The sequence below is a fragment of the Azoarcus sp. L1K30 genome, assembly GCF_018122735.1.
Lineage (GTDB): Bacteria > Pseudomonadota > Gammaproteobacteria > Burkholderiales > Rhodocyclaceae > Parazoarcus.
In genome coordinates this window covers 4,116,665-4,135,315 of sequence record NZ_JAGRRD010000001.1, presented here as the reverse complement: position 1 = coordinate 4,135,315, position 18,651 = coordinate 4,116,665, and the positions used below count along the sequence as shown (strand labels likewise).

General features: G+C 66.2%; 21 protein-coding genes. 6 read left to right on the top strand and 15 right to left on the bottom strand.

The genetic code is table 11. The features are described from left to right. Window positions 1-18 precede the first annotated feature (18 nt). On the bottom strand, window positions 19-270 hold the full coding sequence (locus tag J5J83_RS19000) for a VF530 family protein (RefSeq protein ID WP_212351500.1): 252 nt from the start codon (window positions 268-270) through the stop codon (window positions 19-21). A gap of 84 nt (window positions 271-354) precedes the next feature. Next, window positions 355-549 (bottom strand): putative motility protein, encoded by a 195-nt coding sequence (locus J5J83_RS18995; RefSeq protein ID WP_212351499.1) that lies wholly within the window; start codon window positions 547-549, stop codon window positions 355-357. A gap of 206 nt (window positions 550-755) precedes the next feature. Between J5J83_RS18995 and J5J83_RS18990 the strand changes: the two genes are divergently transcribed. After that, on the top strand, window positions 756-2,075 hold the full coding sequence (locus tag J5J83_RS18990) for an MFS transporter (protein WP_212351498.1): 1,320 nt from the start codon (window positions 756-758) through the stop codon (window positions 2,073-2,075). Between the two features lie 139 nt (window positions 2,076-2,214). Next, complete coding sequence (gene sodC / locus J5J83_RS18985) at window positions 2,215-2,727, top strand: superoxide dismutase family protein (RefSeq protein WP_212351497.1); 513 nt, start codon at window positions 2,215-2,217, stop codon at window positions 2,725-2,727. 61 nt (window positions 2,728-2,788) lie between these two features. Here the strand turns inward: sodC and J5J83_RS18980 are convergent, their stop codons facing one another. The 7 genes from J5J83_RS18980 to phnG are packed head-to-tail and all read right to left on the bottom strand — an operon-like array spanning window position 2,789 to window position 8,513. Further along, a complete protein-coding gene (locus J5J83_RS18980; protein WP_212351496.1) occupies window positions 2,789-3,937 on the bottom strand; it encodes an alpha-D-ribose 1-methylphosphonate 5-triphosphate diphosphatase in 1,149 nt (382 codons plus the stop codon). A 14-nt stretch (window positions 3,938-3,951) separates the two neighbouring features. Then, window positions 3,952-4,665: a phosphonate C-P lyase system protein PhnL gene (phnL, locus tag J5J83_RS18975; protein ID WP_212351495.1), complete on the bottom strand. Its 714-nt coding sequence runs from the start codon at window positions 4,663-4,665 to the stop codon at window positions 3,952-3,954. A 13-nt stretch (window positions 4,666-4,678) separates the two neighbouring features. Beyond that, complete coding sequence (gene phnK, locus J5J83_RS18970; protein WP_212351494.1) at window positions 4,679-5,458, bottom strand: phosphonate C-P lyase system protein PhnK; 780 nt, start codon at window positions 5,456-5,458, stop codon at window positions 4,679-4,681. After that, a complete protein-coding gene (locus J5J83_RS18965) occupies window positions 5,455-6,336 on the bottom strand; it encodes an alpha-D-ribose 1-methylphosphonate 5-phosphate C-P-lyase PhnJ (RefSeq protein WP_212351493.1) in 882 nt (293 codons plus the stop codon). The genes phnK and J5J83_RS18965 overlap by 4 nt, the downstream gene beginning before the upstream one ends. Then, the gene (locus J5J83_RS18960; protein WP_212351492.1) at window positions 6,333-7,445 is read right to left on the bottom strand and encodes a carbon-phosphorus lyase complex subunit PhnI; all 1,113 of its coding nucleotides are present in this window, start codon (window positions 7,443-7,445) and stop codon (window positions 6,333-6,335) included. Before J5J83_RS18960 ends, J5J83_RS18965 begins: the two co-directional genes overlap by 4 nt. 1 nt (window position 7,446) lies before the next feature. Beyond that, window positions 7,447-8,058 (bottom strand): phosphonate C-P lyase system protein PhnH, encoded by a 612-nt coding sequence (gene phnH / locus J5J83_RS18955; protein ID WP_212351491.1) that lies wholly within the window; start codon window positions 8,056-8,058, stop codon window positions 7,447-7,449. After that, window positions 8,058-8,513, bottom strand: a complete 456-nt coding sequence (gene phnG / locus J5J83_RS18950; protein WP_212351490.1) for a phosphonate C-P lyase system protein PhnG — start codon at window positions 8,511-8,513, stop codon at window positions 8,058-8,060. The genes phnH and phnG overlap by 1 nt, the downstream gene beginning before the upstream one ends. A 152-nt stretch (window positions 8,514-8,665) precedes the next feature. Here phnG and phnF point away from each other — a divergent pair, with 152 nt between their 5' ends. The 4 genes from phnF (at window position 8,666) to phnN (ending at window position 12,449) form a co-directional block, all read left to right on the top strand. Next, complete coding sequence (gene phnF / locus J5J83_RS18945; RefSeq protein WP_212351489.1) at window positions 8,666-9,394, top strand: phosphonate metabolism transcriptional regulator PhnF; 729 nt, start codon at window positions 8,666-8,668, stop codon at window positions 9,392-9,394. Window positions 9,395-9,998: 604 nt separating this feature from the next. After that, window positions 9,999-11,159, top strand: coding sequence for an alpha-D-ribose 1-methylphosphonate 5-triphosphate diphosphatase (locus J5J83_RS18940; protein ID WP_212351488.1), 1,161 nt, complete (start codon window positions 9,999-10,001; stop codon window positions 11,157-11,159). Beyond that, window positions 11,152-11,880 carry a DUF1045 domain-containing protein gene (locus J5J83_RS18935; protein WP_212351487.1) on the top strand — a complete coding sequence of 243 codons (729 nt, stop codon included), beginning with the start codon at window positions 11,152-11,154 and terminating at the stop codon, window positions 11,878-11,880. The genes J5J83_RS18940 and J5J83_RS18935 overlap by 8 nt, the downstream gene beginning before the upstream one ends. Beyond that, complete coding sequence (gene phnN, locus J5J83_RS18930) at window positions 11,877-12,449, top strand: phosphonate metabolism protein/1,5-bisphosphokinase (PRPP-forming) PhnN (RefSeq protein ID WP_212351486.1); 573 nt, start codon at window positions 11,877-11,879, stop codon at window positions 12,447-12,449. The genes J5J83_RS18935 and phnN overlap by 4 nt, the downstream gene beginning before the upstream one ends. Before the next feature lie 11 nt (window positions 12,450-12,460). Here phnN and J5J83_RS18925 read toward each other — a convergent pair whose 3' ends face one another. The 6 genes from J5J83_RS18925 to J5J83_RS18900 all read right to left on the bottom strand — a co-directional run. Then, window positions 12,461-13,126 (bottom strand): DapH/DapD/GlmU-related protein, encoded by a 666-nt coding sequence (locus J5J83_RS18925; RefSeq protein ID WP_212351485.1) that lies wholly within the window; start codon window positions 13,124-13,126, stop codon window positions 12,461-12,463. Beyond that, complete coding sequence (gene phnE / locus J5J83_RS18920; protein ID WP_212351484.1) at window positions 13,123-13,929, bottom strand: phosphonate ABC transporter, permease protein PhnE; 807 nt, start codon at window positions 13,927-13,929, stop codon at window positions 13,123-13,125. The genes J5J83_RS18925 and phnE overlap by 4 nt, the downstream gene beginning before the upstream one ends. 53 nt (window positions 13,930-13,982) lie before the next feature. After that, on the bottom strand, window positions 13,983-14,960 hold the full coding sequence (gene phnD / locus J5J83_RS18915) for a phosphonate ABC transporter substrate-binding protein (RefSeq protein ID WP_212351483.1): 978 nt from the start codon (window positions 14,958-14,960) through the stop codon (window positions 13,983-13,985). Window positions 14,961-14,994: 34 nt separating this feature from the next. After that, entirely contained in the window at window positions 14,995-15,819 is an 825-nt protein-coding gene (gene phnC, locus J5J83_RS18910) for a phosphonate ABC transporter ATP-binding protein (protein ID WP_212351482.1), read from the bottom strand. Window positions 15,820-15,934: 115 nt separating this feature from the next. Beyond that, on the bottom strand, window positions 15,935-17,911 hold the full coding sequence (locus tag J5J83_RS18905) for a sigma-54-dependent Fis family transcriptional regulator (RefSeq protein ID WP_212351481.1): 1,977 nt from the start codon (window positions 17,909-17,911) through the stop codon (window positions 15,935-15,937). A 167-nt stretch (window positions 17,912-18,078) separates the two neighbouring features. Beyond that, on the bottom strand, window positions 18,079-18,651 hold a 573-nt coding region (locus J5J83_RS18900; protein WP_212351480.1), incomplete at its 5' end, for a HupE/UreJ family protein.

The window sequence follows — 18,651 nt, the reverse complement described above, 5'->3', positions numbered from 1 at the left end:
CTGTTTCCGGGCACGCGCTCAGCCCTTGTACAGGCCGTTGCGCACCGAATGGACGTAGAGCGCTTCGACCTGCTCCCGCGCCCAAGGCGTGCGGCGCAGGAATTTCAGGCTGGAGGCAATGCTGGGTTCGTGATTGAAGCAGCGGATGTCGATCTGCTGGCCGAGTTCGGCCCAGGAGTAGATGCTCAGCAGTTCGTTGAGAATCTTCTCCAGGGTCTTGCCGTGCAGAGGGTTATTCGGCTGCGCGGCGGGGGGCGGTGCGTCTGCCATGCGGGGGTCTCCGGTCGGGGCGGACGAACGATAACAGCCGCCCGGGGATCCGCCCAGCACGAGAGCGCATCCGCCGGCCGGTGATCAGGCCCAGGTGTCGACCACGCCCCCGGTTGTGCCCGCCGGTGCTGCCGGCACGGGCGGCAATGCCTCGAGCAGCTGCATTGCGGTCTGCTCCTGGATGTCCAGGGCCTTCTTGAACACCGAGACCGAAGCCTGCTGTTGAACCTGGGCCGCGGCGTTGGCACTGGCAAATGCTGCGATCGATGAGACGTCCATGATGGCGCGCTCCTCCGTGTATTGGCACTGTGCCGGAATCCGTGTTTACGGCAGTCCGACGCAAGACTTGAGTCGACAGTCTGGCAGATTCGCGCACCAGATTGGTGATTGTCCGGGTACCCTGATCCGGCTGCCACGGTTAGTATGACAGCGTGACTGCGGACACCCCTGTTCCGTCAGCCCGCCGCCCACGTATGCCTTCGCCCATGTTCGTCATCCTGAACTCCTTTCGCTCGCTCTATTTCGCCACGACCCTGATGCTGCTGGGCTCTGGCCTGCTGAGCACCTATCTTGCCCTGCGCGTGGCCACGACCGCGGACGGTCTGTGGGTAGGTGCGCTGATGACGGCGAACTACCTCGGCCTGGTGCTGGGCGGCAACCTTGGCCATCGCCTGATTTCGCGGGTCGGTCACATCCGCGCCTATGTCGCCTGCGCCGGCGTGGTAACCGCCGCCGTGCTCGGCCACGGCATGGTGGACTGGCTGCCGGCATGGCTGCTGCTGCGTCTGCTGATCGGCATCTGCACGATGTGCCAGTACATGGTGATCGAGAGCTGGCTCAACGAACAATCCAGCGCCGAACAGCGCGGCCAGGTCTTTTCCGGTTACATGGGCGCCTCCTACCTCGGCCTGATCCTCGGTCAGCTGGTGCTGGTGCTGCACCCGGAGCTCAACCTGCAACTGCTGATGCTGGTGGGACTGTGCTATGCACTGTGCCTGGTACCGGTCGCGCTCACCCACAAGCTGCACCCGGCCAAACTGCATCCGGCGCCGCTGGAGCCGCGCTTCTTCATCAAGCGCGTCCCGCTGTCGCTGATCACCATCGCCATGGCCGGCATGATGGTGGGGTCGTTCTACGGTCTTGCCCCGCTGTACGCCACCCGCATGGATCTGCCGACCGAGGAGGTCGGGCTGTTCATGGGCAGCTGCATCTTTGCCGGACTCGTCGTGCAATGGCCGCTGGGCTGGCTGTCCGACCGGCGCGACCGGATCTGGCTGATCGGCCGCTGCGGCATGTTGCTGGCAGGCGTCGCGCTGCCGCTCGCAGTGCTGCCTTCGGCCCCCATCTGGTTGCTGTTCGTCGCTGGCTTCCTGGTGTGCATCCTGCAGTTCAGCCTGTATCCGCTTGCGGTCGCACTGGCCAACGACCACGTCGATGCCGAGCGCCGGGTGTCGCTGACCGCGATGCTGCTGCTGACCTTCGGTATCGGCGCCAGTCTCGGCCCCCTTCTCGCCGGGGTGTTGATGCGCTTCATCGGCCCCAACATGCTCTACGCCTTCGTCATGGCCTGCGCGCTGGTCGTGGCGTGGCGGGTGCAGCCCAGGCGCGCAACCCATCTGCATCAGGTCGAAGACGCGCCGCTGCATCACATCCCGATGCCGGACAGCACCAGCAGTTCGCCGCTGGCCGCGGCGCTCGATCCACGGGTGGACGAGCAGATTGCGCAGGAGCAGATGCAGCACGCCGGGCCGCCGCCACAGACGGCGGATCAGGCGGACAGGACGGTCGAACGCCCGCCCGCCTGAACGGGCGCCGCCACCGGCCCGGTCCATTCGCCCATGCGCAAAACAATCCCTTGTCATGTCCGGCGATGCAGTCTGTAATGGAATGGCGCGCACGCCTTTGCGCCGCGCCATCAACCCACTACAGAGAGAAGCGTCCAAAATGAAGATCGCCACCCTGCTCGCATTCACCCTCCTGCCGGCCGTCTCCACCGCCGCCACCATGATTCAGATGCACGCGGTCGATGCACAAGGCACCGCCGCCGACGTGGGGTCGATTTCGGTATCGGAAACGACCTACGGCCTCGTCCTGACACCCGCCCTGCACGGACTGGCACCAGGTCTGCACGGTTTCCACGTTCATCAGAATCCGGACTGCGGCCCCCGGGACAAGGACGGCAAGCCAGTGCCCGGCCTGGCCGCAGGCGGGCATTACGATCCGGCCGGTAGCAACAGACACGGCGAACCCTGGGGCGATGGCCATCTCGGCGATCTGCCCCCCTTGTTCGTCGCGGCGGACGGCACGTCGTCGCAGCCGGTACTGGCACCGCGGCTCAAGGCGGCCGACCTCGCCGGACGTTCGCTGATGATTCACGCCGGCGGCGATAATCACTCCGATCATCCGGCGCCGCTCGGCGGCGGCGGGGCGCGCGTGGCCTGCGGTGTGGTGAAATAGAACGGCTGCCAGCCAGGCAGCACGATGCGATGGCGATCCGCCCGGACGCCATCGCCCGGACTCAAGCCGGATAGGCCGCCGCGAAGACCTGTTTGCCCTCGAGCCAGGTGTTGGTGACCGCGGCGTGCCCTCCCGGATTGGCCACGCTGATCAGGTCGGCGCGCTTGCCGACGGCGATTTCGCCGCGATCGTGCAGCCCTGCCGCGCGGGCGGGGTTGAGGGTGACGAGGCGGACAGCCGCATGCAACGGCAGCGCGTCGCGACTGGCCAGCAGGGACACGGCGGCCAGCATGGTCGCCGGCGCATAGTCGGCACACAGGCAATCGGCCACACCGGCATCGATGGCGTCGAAAGCGCGCAGGTTGCCCGACTGGCTGCCGCCGCGCATCACGTTGGGCGCGCCGAAGATGGTCGCCAAGCCGGCGCCATGCGCCGCGCGCGCAGTGGCGAGGTCGATGGGGAACTCGCTCATCGAGGCACCGAGCTCCTTCATCGTGGCGATGCGCTGCGGATCGTCGTCGTCATGGCTGGCAGTGGGCACGCCGAGCGCTCGCGCTCGCGCCATCAGCGCCAGCACGCGTTCGTCCGCCGTTTCGCGGGCGCGGATCTTGTCTTCGGCAACCTGCAGCGCGGCCTCGCGGCTGCTGCCGTGATTGCCCATCATGTAGGCGACGTAGGTGTCGAGATGGCGGAACTGCCCCTGCCCCGGGGTGTGGTCCATGATCGACAGCAGATCGACGCAGCCCTCGTCGAACAATTCGAGGATGAAGGGCAAGGCGCTTTCGTCGGTGATCTCGTAGCGCACGTGGATACGGTTGTCGACCAGGGCATGGCGCTGGAATCGCCGCACCGCGCGCACCAGCTCGGCCGCGGTCTCGTTGTTGCGCACCCCCCATTCGGCATGGGCGAAGGACATCGCGTGGTAGGGCGTGGTGATGCCCGCCGCGGCGTTGCGGCGATCGATGTTGAGGCAGGCGAAATCGAGCGGAAACAGCACGCGCGCGCGCGGCTCGGCCTCCTTCTCAATGGCATCGCAATGCACGTCGATCATGCCGGGCATCAGCCATTGCCCGCCGAGGTCGATTTCATGCGCGCCGCTTACCTGCACCGGATTGATGGCGCGGATACAGCCTTCGTCGACGAGAACGGCGGCGTCCTCGAGCACTTCATTGGCGAGAACGACACGGGCGTGGGTCAGGTACTGTTTCATGGGCGTGCTCCGGATCAGGCGGCAAGCGGGGTAAGGGGCAGGACGGGCAAGCGGCGCGTGGCCACGGCCTCGCTCACTTCGCCGTCGTGAAAGATGCCGACGACGGCCGCGCCGCGCGCGCAGGCCTCGCGGATGAGCGCGATCACCACCTGCCGGTTGGCGGCATCGAGCGAGGCCGTGGGTTCGTCGAGCAGCAACACGGGCTTTTCTGCAATGAAGCCGCGGGCGATATTGACGCGCTGCTGTTCGCCACCGGAGAAAGTGGCCGGCGGCAGCTGCCACAAACGCTCGGGCAGGTTCAGCCGGGTCAGCAAGGCGGCCGCGCGCGCCATCGCGGCGGCACGGCTCTCGCCCAGCGCGAGCAGCGGTTCGGCGATGACGTCGAGCGCACCCACGCGCGGGATCACGCGCAGGAACTGGCTGACGTAGGACAGCGTGGTACGGCGCAGCTCGATAATGGCCTGCGGCGTGGCGCCGACCATGTCGATGCACTCGCCACTGCCGGCCGCGCGCACCCGGATCGCCCCCGAGGATGCGAGGTAATTCGCGTACAGGCAACGCAGCAGCGTGCTCTTGCCCGCACCCGAGGGGCCGTCGAGCACCAGGCATTCGCCGCGGCCGAGATCGAAGGAGATGTCGTCGATCACCGCCATGCGCACGCCGCCCTGATTGTGCAGGATGAAGTGCTTGGACAGATGTTCGACCTTGAGCTGATGGATGTCTTGCATGGATTCGGTCCGGTCAGGCAGCCAGCACCGAAGACACGAGCAACTGCGTGTACGGATGCTGTGGGTCGTCGAGGAGCTGGTCGGTGAGGCCGGTTTCGATCACCCTGCCCTGCTTCATCACGATTAGGCGATGCGCAAGCAGGCGCGCCACCGCCAGATCGTGCGTCACCAGGATGACGGCGATGCGAAGATCGGCGGCGAGGCCGCGCAACAGGTCGAGAAAGCGTGCCTGCACCGAGACATCGAGCCCGGCGGTGGGTTCGTCCATGAACACCAGGCGCGGATGGGTGACCAGATTGCGCGCGATCTGCAGACGCTGCTGCATGCCGCCCGAAAATGCGGTCGGGGGATCGTCCAGGCGGGCACCGTCGATCTCGACGCGCGCGAGCCAGTCGGCCGCCGTTGCACGGATCTCGCCGTAATGGCGCTGGCCGACGGCCATCAGGCGTTCGCCGATGTTGGCGCCTGCCGACACCCCCATGCGCAAACCGTCGCGCGGGTTCTGGCGCACGAAGCCCCAGTCGGTGCGCCACAGTTCGCGCAGCGCGGCTTCGGGCAGGCTCGCCAGGTCGGTGAGACCGCGCCCGGCCATGGCGTAATGCACGCTGCCGGCGTCAGGGCGGAGCTGGAAGGCCAGGGTATTGAGCAGCGTGGATTTGCCCGAGCCCGATTCACCGGCGATGCACAGCACCTCGCCGGGATAGAGATCGAAGCTGACCTGTTCGCAGCCGATGCGATGGCCATAGCGTTTGCCGAGATCGCGCACCTCGAGCAGTGGAGCGGGATGTTTCATGCGCGTGGCGCCCCCCCTTGCGTACCATGATGACCGGCCTGCTGCCGGTCGTTGCAGTATTCGGTGTCGGAGCACACGTACATGCGCTCACCCTTGTCGTCGATGATGATCTCGTCGAGATAGGCGTCGGTGGCGCCGCACAGGGCGCACGGTGCGTCCCAGCGCTCGATGGCGAACGGATGGTCGTCGAAATCGAGCGAACGCACGTCGGTATCTGGCGGCACCGCGTACACCCGCTTCTCGCGCCCGGCACCGAACAGCATCAGCGCCGGACTGCGGTGCAGCTTGGGATTGTCGAACTTGGGAATCGGCGACGGCCGCATCAGGTAGTGGCCGTTGACGATCACCGGGTAATCGTAGGTGGTGGCGATACGGCCGTGACGCACGATGTCTTCGTAGAGCTTGACGTGCATCACCCCGTACTCGCGCAGTGCGTGCATGCTGCGGGTTTCGGTCTCGCGCGGCTCGAGCCAGCGCAAGGGCTCGGGAATCGGCACCTGGAAGACCATGATCTGGCCCTCGCTCAGCGGCGTCTCCGGGATGCGGTGGCGGGTCTGGATCAGCGTGGCCTCACGGGTGCGTTCGGTGGTGGCAACGCCCGTCACCTTGCGGAAGAAGCTGCGGATATTGACGGCGTTGGTGGTGTCGTCGGCGCCCTGGTCGATGACCTTGAGCACATCGGCGCGGCCGATCACCGCCGCCGTCACCTGGATGCCGCCGGTGCCCCAGCCATAGGGCAACGGCATCTCGCGGCTGCCGAAGGGCACCTGGTAACCGGGAATGGCGACCGCCTTGAGCAGCGCACGGCGAATCATGCGCTTGGTGTGCTCGTCGAGATAGGCGAAGTTGTAGCCGTCATGGGCTTCGGCCTGGGTCATGCCGCGGGCTCCTCGTCGCCGGTGGCACCGGCATTGCTCGCGTCCCACTGCGCGCGCAGGCGACGCAGCAGTTCGAGATTGGTCTGGAAATCGACGTAGTGCGGCAGCTTCAGATGCTGCACGAAGCCCGAGGCCTCGACGTTGTCGCTGTGGGCGAGGACGAATTCCTCGTTGTTGGCCGGCAGATCGGTGTCTTCGCCGAACTCGCCCGCCCGCAGCGCGCGGTCTACCAGCGCCATCGCCATCGCCTTGCGTTCGCTGTGGCCGAAAGCCAGACCGTAGCCTCGCGTGAACTGCGGCGCGGCCTCCGCGCTGCCTTCGAAATCGGTGATCAGCTGACATTCGGTCAGGTCGACCTCGCCGATCTTCACCGCGAAGCCGAGTTCGTCGATGAACAGTTCGAGCGCCACCGCGCCGAAGCGGATCTCGGCGGCAAAGGGGTGCGTGGTGCCGTAGCCGCGCTGGGTGGAATAGCCGAGCGCGAGCAGGTAGCCCTCGTCGCCGCGCGCCAGGTTCTGCAGTCGCGTAGCACGGTCTGCGGGCAACTGCAGCGGCTCGCGCGTCAGGTCGGACGGATCGGGGTCACCCTCGGCACGTGCACTGGTTTCGAGCAGCCCCTCGCCGGCCAGCAGGTCGGTGACGCGCGGCGCCACGATCGGCCCTGCACTGGCTTCCGCCGCCGGGTCCTCGGTGACGGCCGCATCGGCCATCAGCGCGAAATCGAGCAGGCGCTGGGTGTAGTCGTAAGTCGGCCCGAGCACCTGTCCACCGGGCAGGTCCTTGAACGCGGACGAGATGCGGCGCTCCAGGCGCATGTTGGCCGTGTCGAGCGGCACGCTGTCGCCCAGGCGCTTGAGCGTCGTGCGGTAGGCCCGGAGCAGGAAGATCGCCTCGACCAGATCACCCGCCGCCTGCTTGATGGCAAGCGCGGCAAGATCCTCGTCGTACAGCGACCCTTCCGTCATCACCCGTGCCACAGCGAGCCGCATCTGCTGGCGAATCTGCTCGACGGAGAGTTCGGGTACCGCGGGATCGCCGCGTCGCGCCCTGGCGACGAGATCGACCGACTGTGCGATGGCGCGCTCGCCACCCTTGACCGCAACATACATCTCAGACCTCCACGATCGTGGTTCGGGGCAGCCCCATCAGGCGCCCGCCGCAGCTCAGCAGCAGGTCGACGCCGAGCGGAAAGGCGGCGCGGTTCTCGTGCAGGAACGCCGTGGTACGCGCCGTCCACCCGCCGACACTGATCGCCTGCACATCGGCAATGCCGGGGCCGCGCAGACGGATCGGACCACCGTGTTCGAGTTCGGGCACCTCGACCAGCACCGTCGCGGACCGGTCGGGGTAACACGGATCGCCCAGTTTCAGCGCGCTGCGCTGCGGCAGCGCGCCGAGACCCGCGAGCACGACGAAGTGGGCGTCGGCGAAGTCTGCCGCCAGCGGGCAACCGCAGTGAAAGCGCAGGTAATGGCCGGCCGCGGCATCGCGCAGGCCGGGTTCGAGCCACACCGGCGTATCGCAATCGGCCAGTGTCAGAAGCGCTGCACACTGGGCCGGCGCCAGACCCGGCGGGGGCGTGACATCCACCGTCATGTCGAACAGGCGCCCGGGGCGCGAAAGCGCATCGAGCACGCACCTGAATCCGCGCTGGGCATCATGCACGGGATCGGCGAACCCGGGCAGCATGTGGGCGAGATCGAGTTCGGTTGCGGTATTCATCAGTCCTCCCCCCTGACCAGGGTAAAGAAATCCACTTTGGACGCCGACACTTGCACACTGCGCCGGGCGTGGCGCGCCTGCTCGGCGCGGACGAGCACATCGATCACCTGCGCCTGGACACGTCCGGCATACTCCGGGTGCTGCAGCAGCGCATCGCAGATCGCGACATGCTCGGCGTGGCGCGGATTTCGCCCCCGCACCGTGCCGACACCGATGCTGCCGTCGGCCAGGCGCAGCGTGCACCGGGTGACACTGGCCTCGCCGAGATTGAAGCGCGCACCATTGCCGCCGATGCGGGCACGCAGCATGACGAGACCGGTCTCGGGCTGGCGCAGCCAGGTAAACCGGGGCAGTTCTCCGAGGGCGCGGACACAGTCCGCCAGGTCCGGGGCGGGCGCGCAGGCAAGCACGCCCAGTGCAAGGCGGCGCGAAACGTCGGGAGCAGCTTCGTTCATGGGCATCGATGGCGACTTAATTGGTATGGACGTCTAGACGTTATAGCACGACATGGCGGCTGCCACAGCGTCGTATCATTGTGGCCGACCGACATGAAGCTTTCGTGAAAAGGCCCTATCCTTCGAACCCGTGCGTACGGAAACAGGAACACATGAGTCTAGACAGGGGTAACGGCATTGCCGTGTGGCGGCAGATCGAGGCCGCGCTGACCGATGACATTCGGAAGCAGCATTTTGCGCCGGGCGAGCGCCTGCCGAACGAAACCGAACTGGCCGAGCGCTTCGGCGTCAATCGCCACACCGTGCGCCGCGCGCTGGGCGTGCTCGAACGCGGCGGCATCGTCCGCATCGAACAGGGGCGCGGCACTTTCGTGCAGGAACACGCCATCGACTACACGATCGGCCGCCGCACGCGCTTCTCGGAGAACATGCGCAAGGCCGGGCTGAGCGCGTCGATCGAAGTGCTGCGTGCCAGCGAGATGCCGGCGCCCGCAGCGGTGGCCGAAGCGCTCCATCTGCCGCGCGGCGCGCGTGTTGTGCAATTGACGACACTGGGCCGGGCCGAAGGGCGGCCGGTCGACGTGGCCCAGAGCTACTTCGCCGTCGACCGCTTTCCCGGCATCGCCGAGCGCGTGCGCGAGCACGCATCGATCACGCGCGCGCTACAGACCTTCGGCATCCTCGACTACACCCGTGGCAGTTCGCGCGTGACCGCGCGCCTGCCCGACGACGAAACCGCCCGCCTGCTGGCGCAACCGAAAACCCACCCGGTGCTGGAGGTCGAGGCGATCAATATCGACCTCCGGGGCGAGCCGATCCAGTACGCCGTGACCCGCTTTTCCGGCGACTGGGTGCAACTGGTCTTCGACCCCGAACAGTAATTCCACTAGTCGTCTACACAAATACGTAAGATGAATGCTCTAAGCTGATAGCCGGGTCATTGAGGACCTCAATGACCCGGCAAGCAACTACTTGAAGTCGGCGTTGGTACGTTGTCCCTCGCTTCAAGGGGGCACAACCTGCTAATGAGGTTCGGGGACCCCGTCTACCCCCTCCCCTTCAAGGGGAAGGAGCCAAACGGAGCCACCCGAATCTCATTAGCAGGTGCCTTCCCCTTCAAGGGGAAGGACAGGATGGGGATGGGTTTGGTGGCGAGCCCTCGAAACCCATCCCTACCCCAGCCCTCCCCTTGAAGGGGAGGGAGCGAAAGGCTACCCACCCGACTTGTTTAGCTGGCTCCGTTCCTTTCCGCGAACATGCAAGGGGAAGGAACCTGCTGACGAGTTCGGAGGGGCTCCGGGCGCACTCCCCTTCAAGGGGGTAAAGGCGGGGTTTCGGCGAGCATCGCTCGCTGCCGCCTGAACGACAGCGCGTCTCTGCGCTGGCTGCTGGGGTGGGGATGGGTTGTTACTCCGCGCCCCACCCGGTGTCGCCTGGGTGATTGCCGGGTCAGTAACCGTCATTCTTTGTGTACAGGGTAGAAACGTGCTGAACTCCTCGACTACGACGGCGCTTGCCGCCATCCATGGCGGCAGCGTGCTGCGGCCGGACAATCACTGGGAAGACACGCCGCTGCACCTCTGCGGTGAACTGCTCGGCGCGCACGCGCAGCGCGGCAAGTGGCTCGATGCCAGTGGCTGCGTCGTGCTGCCGGGGATCGTGGACTTTCACGGCGATGCGTTCGAGCGTCAGATCATGCCACGCCCCGGGGTGCGTTTCCCGCTCGACGTGGCGCTGCTCGATACCGACCGTCAACTCGCCTCGAACGGCATCACCACGGCCATGCATGGCATCACCTATTCATGGGAGGGCGGGTTGCGCGGGCGCGAAACGGCGGTCGCGCTGTTCGCAGCCTTCGACCACGTGCGCCACCGCCTGCTCGCCGACCACCGCGTGCATCTGCGCTTCGAGTGCCACAACGTGGCGGGCGAAGCCGACGTACTGGGATGGATGAATTCGGGCCGCGTCGGCCTGCTAGCGTTCAACGAGCACCTGCCTGGCATGCGGCGCAAACCGAAGAAACTGCAGGAATATGCCGATCGCGCGGGGACCGATGTCGACGGCTTCATCGCGCGTATCGAGTCGGCAGCGAGCCGCGCAGACGAAGTGCCGGCGCTGATCGATCGGCTCGCCACACGCGCAAGGACGCTCGGCATCCCGATGGCCTCGCATGACGATCCCAGCATTGCCGTTCGCGACGCGTATCAGCGCATGGGCTGCACCATTTCGGAATTTCCGCTGACGCGCGAAGTGGCGGCTCACGCGGTGGCCCAGGGCGCGCCCGTCGTGTGCGGGTCGCCCAACGTGCTGCGCGGCGGCAGCCATGTGGGCGCGCCGGGGGCGGCCGAGCTGGCACGCGACGGCCTGTGCGACATCCTGGCGTCGGATTACTACTACCCGGCGCCGCTGCACGCAGCCTTTGCTCTCGCACACCACGACATCCTGCCGCTGGCCCGCGCCTGGCAGCTGGTGTCGCACAATCCGGCGCAGGCCCTGGGCCTTGCCGACCGCGGCACGCTGGAAACGGGCCGCCGCGCCGACCTGCTGGTGGTCGACACCCGCGACCCGGCCAGCCCCCGTCTGCTCGCCACGGTCTGCGGCGGTCGCATCGTCTATCTCGCCGATGGAGCGCGTCTGCATGGCTGATCACGCACCCCGTTACGCAGTGTTCTTCGCGCCCGCCGCAGGCAGCGCGCACGACGCGCTTGGATCGCACTGGATCGGCCGCAACGCGCGCAGCGGAGAAATGCTCGCCCAACCCCGAATCCACGGCATCGCGCCAGACCGTTTCGCCGAGCTCACCGCATCGCCAAGACGCTACGGCCTGCATGCCACCCTGAAGCCGCCCTTCCGCTTGCGTACCGGCGCCGATGTTGCGCAGCTGGATGCGCGCCTCAGGACGCTGGCAAGCATGCACAAGGCCTTCAGCTTCGGCGTCGAGGTCGCGCCGCTCGACGGCTTTCTCGCCTGGCGCGCGACCGACCATCACGCGCAACTTGGCGACCTGGCGGCCCACTGTGTTGCCGATCTGGATGTGCTGCGCGAGCCACCGTCGGCCGCCGAGCTGGCGCGCCGCCGCACGGCCGGACTGAGCCTGCGGCAGGACGCGCTGCTGCTGCGCTGGGGCTACCCTTATGTGTTCGAGGAATACCGCTTTCACATCACGCTCAGCGAGCGTCTGGCAGGCGACGAAGCAGCGTTGTTGAGACAGGCGCTGACGCAGTCATGCGGCGATCTTGGCGGCAGTCCCCTTGTGTTCGACGCGCTCGCTCTCTTTGTGCAGGAGACGGAGAGCGCGCCCTTTCGCCACCTGCGCAGCTACGGTTTCGACGGCAGCGTGTGCGCAATCGAGGATATGCCGCGATGACCGGCCGGCTGATCTACGTGGTGGGCGCTTCCGGGGTGGGCAAGGACACCGTGCTCGGCGCGCTGCGCAATGCGCTGGATGCGGATGACCGCATCGCCATCGCGCATCGCTACATCACCCGCCCCGCCACCGCCGGCGGCGAGAACCACATTGCCCTCGGCGAACACGAATTCCTCACCCGGCTCAACGCCGGCTGCTTCGCGCTGAACTGGCACAGCCACGGCTTTCACTATGGCATCGGACGCGAAATCGAGGTCTGGCTGGCGCGTGGGCTGAGCGTGCTCATCAATGGCTCGCGCGCATACTGGCCCACGGTGCGGGCGCGCTACCCGCATGCGCAACGGGTCGACATCATCGCCACCGCCGACACCATCCGCGCGCGAATGCGCGCACGCGGCCGCGAAACGAACGACGAGATCACGGCCCGCCTGCTGCGCAACAGCACGCTTGCGGGCGACACGCCTGACAGCGCCTTGCGTATTTGCAACGATGGCCGGGTCGAAGATGCGGTTGCAACGCTGCTCGGCTGGCTGCGCGAAGCGCGATCCGACGCCGCGCAGCCAACGTGAGCGGCGGGTCTTCAGCCTTCCGCCGCAGCCGCAGGTAGCGGCGAATACTTCGCCAGAAAGCGCCGCATGTCGCGCAGATCGTCGATGCGTGCGGCCAGCGTCGCATGATCCCAGTCCCACCACGCCACCTGCTCCACCGCCTCGGCAATGGCGCGCGCGAAGCGCGGGCGCAGCACGCGGGCCGGATTGCCGGCAGCAATCGAGTAGGCGGGCACATCGCGGGTGACGATGCTGCCACTGCCGACCACCGCCCCGTTGCCGATGCGCACGCCCGGCATGATCACGACACCGTGGCCGATCCATACGTCGTGACCGATGCGGACGCGCTGCAACCGGCGCCAGTGGAACATCTGCGCATCGTCATCGCCAATGCCATACATGCTGGCGCGATACAGCAGGTGATGCTGGCACGGGCGTTCGGTGGGGTGGAAGCCGGGATTGATGCGCACCATCGAGGCGATGTTGGCGAACTTGCCGATATCGGCCGCCATCACGTCGCCATGATGGCCGATGTAGCTGTAGTCGCCGAAGCGGCTATGCTCGATGCGGGTCGATGCGCCGACCTCGGTATAGCATCCGAAATGGCTATCGACGATGACCGCATCCGCCGCCAGCGTCGGGGCCTCGGACAGGCGCAGCGCCGGCCCCGCGTTCATTGCGGCGATATGCGTACTCATAGTAGCGCCTTGCGGATCTGCGACGACACGAGGTCGAGCAGGGTGACGAAGACGATGATGATCAGCATCACCGCGCAGGTTTCGGCGTACTGGAAGCTGCGGATCACCTCGTAGAGGATGACGCCGATCCCGCCCGCGCCGACCATGCCGACAACGGAAGCGGAACGGATGTTGGATTCGAAGCGATAGAGCGAATAGGACACCCACAAGGGCATGACCTGTGGAATGACACCATAGACGATCTCCTCCAGCGCATTGGCGCCGGTAGCGCGAATACCCTCGACCGGACTGGGATCGATGGCTTCGACGGCTTCCGAGAACAGCTTGGCGAGCACGCCGGTGGTATGCACCCACAGTGCCAGCACGCCGGCAAAGGGGCCGAGACCGACGGCCACGATGAACAGCATCGCGAACACCATCTCGTTGATCGCGCGCGCCGCATCCATCACTCTGCGCACTGGCTGATGAATCCATGCCGGCGTGATGTTCGCGGCGCACAACAGGCCGCACGGGATTGCGCACAGTACCGCCAACGCGCTGCCCCACAGCGCGATCTGCAGCGTGACGATCATTTCCGCGACATGGGTGCGCCAATGGGTGAAATCGGGCGGGAAGAATTCCCTGGCGTAGACCGCCATGTTGCCGGCGTCTGCGAATAGCGCCAGCGGGCGCATGTCGGCGCCGTTCCAGGATGCGGCCAGGGCGGCCAGCAGCAGCCCCCAGACCAGTAGTGAATGCAGCGAACGGCGCGGCAGCGGATCGACTCCGGGGGCGCGCATCGCGGTGGCAGGCGTATTGGACATGTTCGGGGCGGGTGCGACGCGAAGGGTTCGCGGCGCACCCTCTCATGAAGAGATTACTTCGCGGCGGCAACCTGGGTGAGCAGGTCGGCGAGTTGTTTGTCGATCTCGGCGATCTTCGCCTTCTTTTCGTCGGCGCTCATCTTGTCATCCGCTTCGAGCTTGATCTTTGCCTTGGCCAGTTCGATCTGACGGATGGGGATCAGCTGGGCGTTGGAAGAGTCACGGAACACGCCGAAGGTCAGCTTCTTCATGTTGGCCAGCTCGGCCTTCGCCGCGTCGCTGTCGCCCTGTCCGTAGGAGAGGAAGAAGTCCTTGATCTTGTCCTTGGCAGTCTTGTCCAGATCCGAACGCCATACCATCGGGTCGGCCGGGATCAGGGGCGATTTCCAGATCACGCGGATCTTCTTCGCCAGCTCGGGGCTGCGGTTGGTGAACTTCTCCAGTGCCTCGGTGTTGTTGGTGGCCACGTCGACCTGGCCGTTGGCGACTGCCATCAGGTTGGCTTCGTGATTGGAATGGCGCGCGGTCTTGAAGTGGGTGCGCGGATCGATGTTGTTCATCGCGAACACGTAGTAGCCCGGCACCGCGGTACCCGACGTGGAGTTGGGGTCGCCGAGGCCGAAATTGATGTCCTTGCCGTTCTTGAGCACGTCGTCGACCGACTTGTAGGGGCTGTCGGCCTGGGTGATCAGCAGCGACCAGTAACCGAGCGAACCGTCGGCGTAAGTGGTCTGCGCGAAGACTTCGCCGCCGGCCCGATCGACCGCCTCGATGCCGGACTTGTTGCCCATCCAGGCCACATCGACCTTCTTGAAGCGCATGCCTTCGATGATGCCGGCGTAATCGCTGGCGAAGTAAGCCTTGACCTTGTAGCCGGTCTTCTTCTCCATGTCGTCGAGCACCGGTTGCCAGTCGGCCTTGAGGTGAGCGGCAGACTCGGTGGAGATGATGCCGAAATTGATTTCCTGCGCGGCTTGAACGGCGGTGGTGCACGCGAGGGCAGTGAGTGCGGCAGTGAGTAGTTTACGCATGGGATGACTCTCCTTACTGGATGGACGGAATGAATCAGGCCGCTGCACGGATGGCAGCGGACGGTTGAAGCGGCAGGACCGATGCCGGCGTGACGGCATCGGCGAAAGCCTCGCCACCGTAGAGCGACTGCAGGAATGCCGGGCTCAGCTCCGTTGCCGGACCATCGAAGACAACCCGCCCGTCACGCATGGCCACCACCCGTTTGCAGTACTGCAGGGCGATGTCGACCTGATGCAGCGAAACCAGTACGGCGCAGCCATGGTCGCGATTCACGCGCGCCAGCATGTCCATGACCTTGCGCGAGGATTCCGGATCGAGCGAAGCGATCGGCTCGTCGGCCAGTACGACCTTCGCCCCCTGCACCAGGGCCCGGGCAATGGCCGCGCGTTGCTGCTGCCCGCCCGAGAGTGTCGATGCGCGCTGAAAGGCATAGTCGTCTATACCAACTTCGGCGAGCGCTTTCAGGCCGAGGGCACGTTCCTCGCGGGTAAACAGCTTGAGCAGCGAGCGATGGGTCGGGACGCGATGCAGCAGTCCGGTGAGCACGTTGGTCAGCAGCGTCAGCCGATCGACCAGGTTGAACTGCTGGAACACGAATCCGATCTGCGCCCGTACCCGGCGCACGTCGGCAGCAATGGCGCCATTGCGCTGGACCAGTTCGCCCATTACATGCACCTCGCCGCCGTCGGCATCGCCGCGCACGAAGCCGGACAGATGACGCAGCAGCGTCGATTTACCGGACCCGGAGGCGCCGATCAGGGCGACCATCTCTCCGGCTTCGAGTGCGAGGTGTACATCGTCCAGCGCCTTGCGGCTGCCGAAGGTCTTGCTGAGACCACTGACTTCGATTGCGAGCATCTTGACTCCCTGTGTTCGGACGCGAACACAGGGGATGCTAGGCCGCCAGTGTTAAGGGCACGTTGCGAGAGCGGATATTTCTCGCGTGCGCACAACCGCCGCAATCAGTGGTCGGCTACAACTGGTTGGGCGGAACGATGCCGTGGCGCTTCATACGACGGTAGACAGTGGCCCGGCACAGCCCGAGTTCGGCGGCGGCCGCAGTCACACACCATTTGTGCCGCTGCAGGGCCTCCAACAGCCACTGGCCCTCGCGTTCGCTCCAGCGCGGTGCCGTGCCGGACGCCTGCGGCGGTGGCGCATTGACGGCCGTCGAGCGCAACGCCGGCACGCTGCCCGCCGGCTCCATCAGTTCATCGGGCAGGTCGCCCACCCGGATCTGACCGCCATCGCTGACGGCCAGCGCAAAGCGCAACACATTGCGCAACTGGCGCACGTTGCCCGGCCATGCATGGCTGCACAGCAGCGCCATCGCCGCCGCGTCGATGTCGGCCGAACAGCCCATTTCGGCAGCCTCTTCGGCCGCCAGCAACCTGATCAGATAGTCCTTGTCGGTGCGCGTGCGCAGTGCGGGCAGATACAGAATGGCCCCGCACAGCCGGTAATAGAGATCCTCGCGGAACAGGCCTTCGGCAATCAGCTTGCGCAGATCGCGGTGCGATGCCGCCACCACGGTCAAGCGGATCGGTTGCGCCTTGTCGCTGCCCAGCGGCGTCACCTCCTTTTCCGCCAGCACGCGCAGCAAGCGGGTCTGCAGGTGGATCGGCATGTCGCCGATCTCGTCGAGGAACAGCGTGCCGCCGTCAGCCTGGGCGATCAGCCCCTTCATGCCCTTGCTGCGCCCACCCGTGAAGGCGCCGGCGGTATAGCCGAACAGCTCGCTCTCGATCAGCGACTCCGGGATTGCGGCACAGTTGATGGCGACGAAAGGTTTGTCGCAGCGTTCGCTCGATTCATGCAGGGCCTTGGCCACGACCTCCTTGCCGGTACCGGTCTCGCCGTGCAGCAGGATGCACACCGACTTGTCGACCAGACGCTTGGCCTGCCGGATCAGGCGCTGCATCTGCGCATCGTCGCCGGCCAGGCGATCGAGCGCCGGGGCACTGACAAATGCTTCAACGCTCTGCGCCGCGTCCGTCGTCCGCGTCGGCGTGACGCGGGGGGCGATCACCTGGGCATGGAAGACACCATGATCGAATGTGGTCAGCGCCGTGCGCTCGTTTCCGAAGGCGCTGCGGCCGATTCGCCACACCTCGGCGCTGCCTTCGCGGAAGATGGCATCGAGCGAACTGCCGACGAGTTCGCTCGACAGGCCGCTGTCGCCACCGGCGCGCAGCCCGCGCCGCGCCACACTGTTGGCACCGACCACGATACCGTCGGCGTCGAAAGCCAGCATCATTTCACCGCTGGCATCCACCATCGGCCACGCCGCACCGAGGCGCAGCACGAAGGCAGCTCGGAAGAAGCGCATGAAATTCGCATCCTCCACCATCTTCGCGTACATCATCGTCAGCTGTAACGCGAGATGCTGGCTCTCGCGCGGCGAGGGCGAGGTCAATGCCGAGACGTCGAGCACGCCGAGCAGTTCGCCGGTGGGATCGAACAGCGGCGCACTGTTGCAGGTAAGGCCGATGTGGGAGGCATCGAAATGATCGACCTGGTGGCAGGTGATCGGACTGAGATCGGCAATGCAGGTGCCCACCGCACAGGTGCCCGCACGCGCCTCGCTCCAGTCGGCACCGAGGTAGAGCCCCGAGCGGCGCAGCTCGCCCTGCCAGCGGTCGTTGCCGATGAAATCCACCGTCACCCCACTGGCATCGGTCAGCAAGAGGACATAGCCCAGGTCGCAGACCCGCTTGTAGAGCTGCTCCATGCCGGTGCGTGCCACCTGCAGGAATTCCTCGATCTGGTCGCGGTGCTCGCGCAGCAGCGTGCCTTCGATGATGTGCGCCGGCGTCGGCCGGGTAGGATCGAGATCGTAGTGCTCGATGCAGCGCCGCCACGAACGCTGGATACGGTCGTCCGGACTCGCTTCGCCGTGAACCACGGACAGCACACGCGAAATATGTTCGCGTTGATCGGGTTGCATCATCAGGGTCTCCTCCTTGCGCCTTCGCGGACAGACCGCTGGCGTCGATCATGCGTCGGGCCGGTCGAGCGGCCCGCGCTGTTGCTATTTCATCTTATAACATTCGCGGCCCCCCGCCGCCGCCCTTGCGCTGCCCGGCAGCCCGGGCCTGCGCTGATGCTCCCTGATGCTCAGGGCAAGGCCTGCGCCAGAGCGATACCACGTTCGACCACCCAGAACGAGGCGATCGCGGTGCATGGCAGCGCCAGCACCCGGCCATTGGCCAGCCGCGGGCTTCTCCAGTAGCGGCGCAGCAGGTAGAGCAAGGGTGCGGCAAGGAGCGACAGCGCGATCTGGCCCAGTTCGATACCGAGATTGAAGCCGACCACCAGGCCCACGAGATTGCCGGCCAGGCTCGATGCGGCGTCGGTCAGCGCAAACGAAAACCCGAAGCCGTGGACGAGCCCGACGCAGAACACCGCTGGCGCGAGCAAGGGCTGGTCGCGCGCGCTCAATACCCGCCAGCCGGCGTAGACGATGGATGCCGCGATCGCCACCTCGACGCCGGGTGCGAACCATGCGAACGCGCCGAGCCCACCCAGGGCCCCCGCACACAGCGTAATCGAGTGGCCCAGCGTGAACGCCAGCGAGGTACGCGCGAACTGCGCCACGCTCGATGCCCCGAGGACCAGCAACAGGATGAAGAGCACATGGTCGAGCCCCGCCAGCACATGACCGAAACCGCCTTCTACGTAGTTGAGGAA

What these genes read in the sequence shown, in the direction of transcription:
- J5J83_RS18980 (WP_212351496.1), bottom strand. Translation starts at nt 3,937, where the DNA reads ATGAAACAGTACCTGACCCACGCCCGTGTCGTTCTCGCCAATGAAGTG.
- J5J83_RS18925 (WP_212351485.1), bottom strand. Translation starts at nt 13,126, where the DNA reads ATGAGTACGCATATCGCCGCAATGAACGCGGGGCCGGCGCTGCGCCTG.
- J5J83_RS18965 (WP_212351493.1), bottom strand. Translation starts at nt 6,336, where the DNA reads ATGACCCAGGCCGAAGCCCATGACGGCTACAACTTCGCCTATCTCGAC.
- J5J83_RS19000 (WP_212351500.1), bottom strand. Translation starts at nt 270, where the DNA reads ATGGCAGACGCACCGCCCCCCGCCGCGCAGCCGAATAACCCTCTGCAC.
- phnL (WP_212351495.1), bottom strand. Translation starts at nt 4,665, where the DNA reads ATGCAAGACATCCATCAGCTCAAGGTCGAACATCTGTCCAAGCACTTC.
- phnF (WP_212351489.1), top strand. Translation starts at nt 8,666, where the DNA reads ATGAGTCTAGACAGGGGTAACGGCATTGCCGTGTGGCGGCAGATCGAG.
- J5J83_RS18960 (WP_212351492.1), bottom strand. Translation starts at nt 7,445, where the DNA reads ATGTATGTTGCGGTCAAGGGTGGCGAGCGCGCCATCGCACAGTCGGTC.
- phnH (WP_212351491.1), bottom strand. Translation starts at nt 8,058, where the DNA reads ATGAATACCGCAACCGAACTCGATCTCGCCCACATGCTGCCCGGGTTC.
- phnK (WP_212351494.1), bottom strand. Translation starts at nt 5,458, where the DNA reads ATGAAACATCCCGCTCCACTGCTCGAGGTGCGCGATCTCGGCAAACGC.
- phnE (WP_212351484.1), bottom strand. Translation starts at nt 13,929, where the DNA reads ATGTCCAATACGCCTGCCACCGCGATGCGCGCCCCCGGAGTCGATCCG.
- phnG (WP_212351490.1), bottom strand. Translation starts at nt 8,513, where the DNA reads ATGAACGAAGCTGCTCCCGACGTTTCGCGCCGCCTTGCACTGGGCGTG.
- J5J83_RS18995 (WP_212351499.1), bottom strand. Translation starts at nt 549, where the DNA reads ATGGACGTCTCATCGATCGCAGCATTTGCCAGTGCCAACGCCGCGGCC.
- sodC (WP_212351497.1), top strand. Translation starts at nt 2,215, where the DNA reads ATGAAGATCGCCACCCTGCTCGCATTCACCCTCCTGCCGGCCGTCTCC.
- phnC (WP_212351482.1), bottom strand. Translation starts at nt 15,819, where the DNA reads ATGCTCGCAATCGAAGTCAGTGGTCTCAGCAAGACCTTCGGCAGCCGC.
- J5J83_RS18935 (WP_212351487.1), top strand. Translation starts at nt 11,152, where the DNA reads ATGGCTGATCACGCACCCCGTTACGCAGTGTTCTTCGCGCCCGCCGCA.
- J5J83_RS18990 (WP_212351498.1), top strand. Translation starts at nt 756, where the DNA reads ATGTTCGTCATCCTGAACTCCTTTCGCTCGCTCTATTTCGCCACGACC.
- J5J83_RS18905 (WP_212351481.1), bottom strand. Translation starts at nt 17,911, where the DNA reads ATGATGCAACCCGATCAACGCGAACATATTTCGCGTGTGCTGTCCGTG.
- phnN (WP_212351486.1), top strand. Translation starts at nt 11,877, where the DNA reads ATGACCGGCCGGCTGATCTACGTGGTGGGCGCTTCCGGGGTGGGCAAG.
- phnD (WP_212351483.1), bottom strand. Translation starts at nt 14,960, where the DNA reads ATGCGTAAACTACTCACTGCCGCACTCACTGCCCTCGCGTGCACCACC.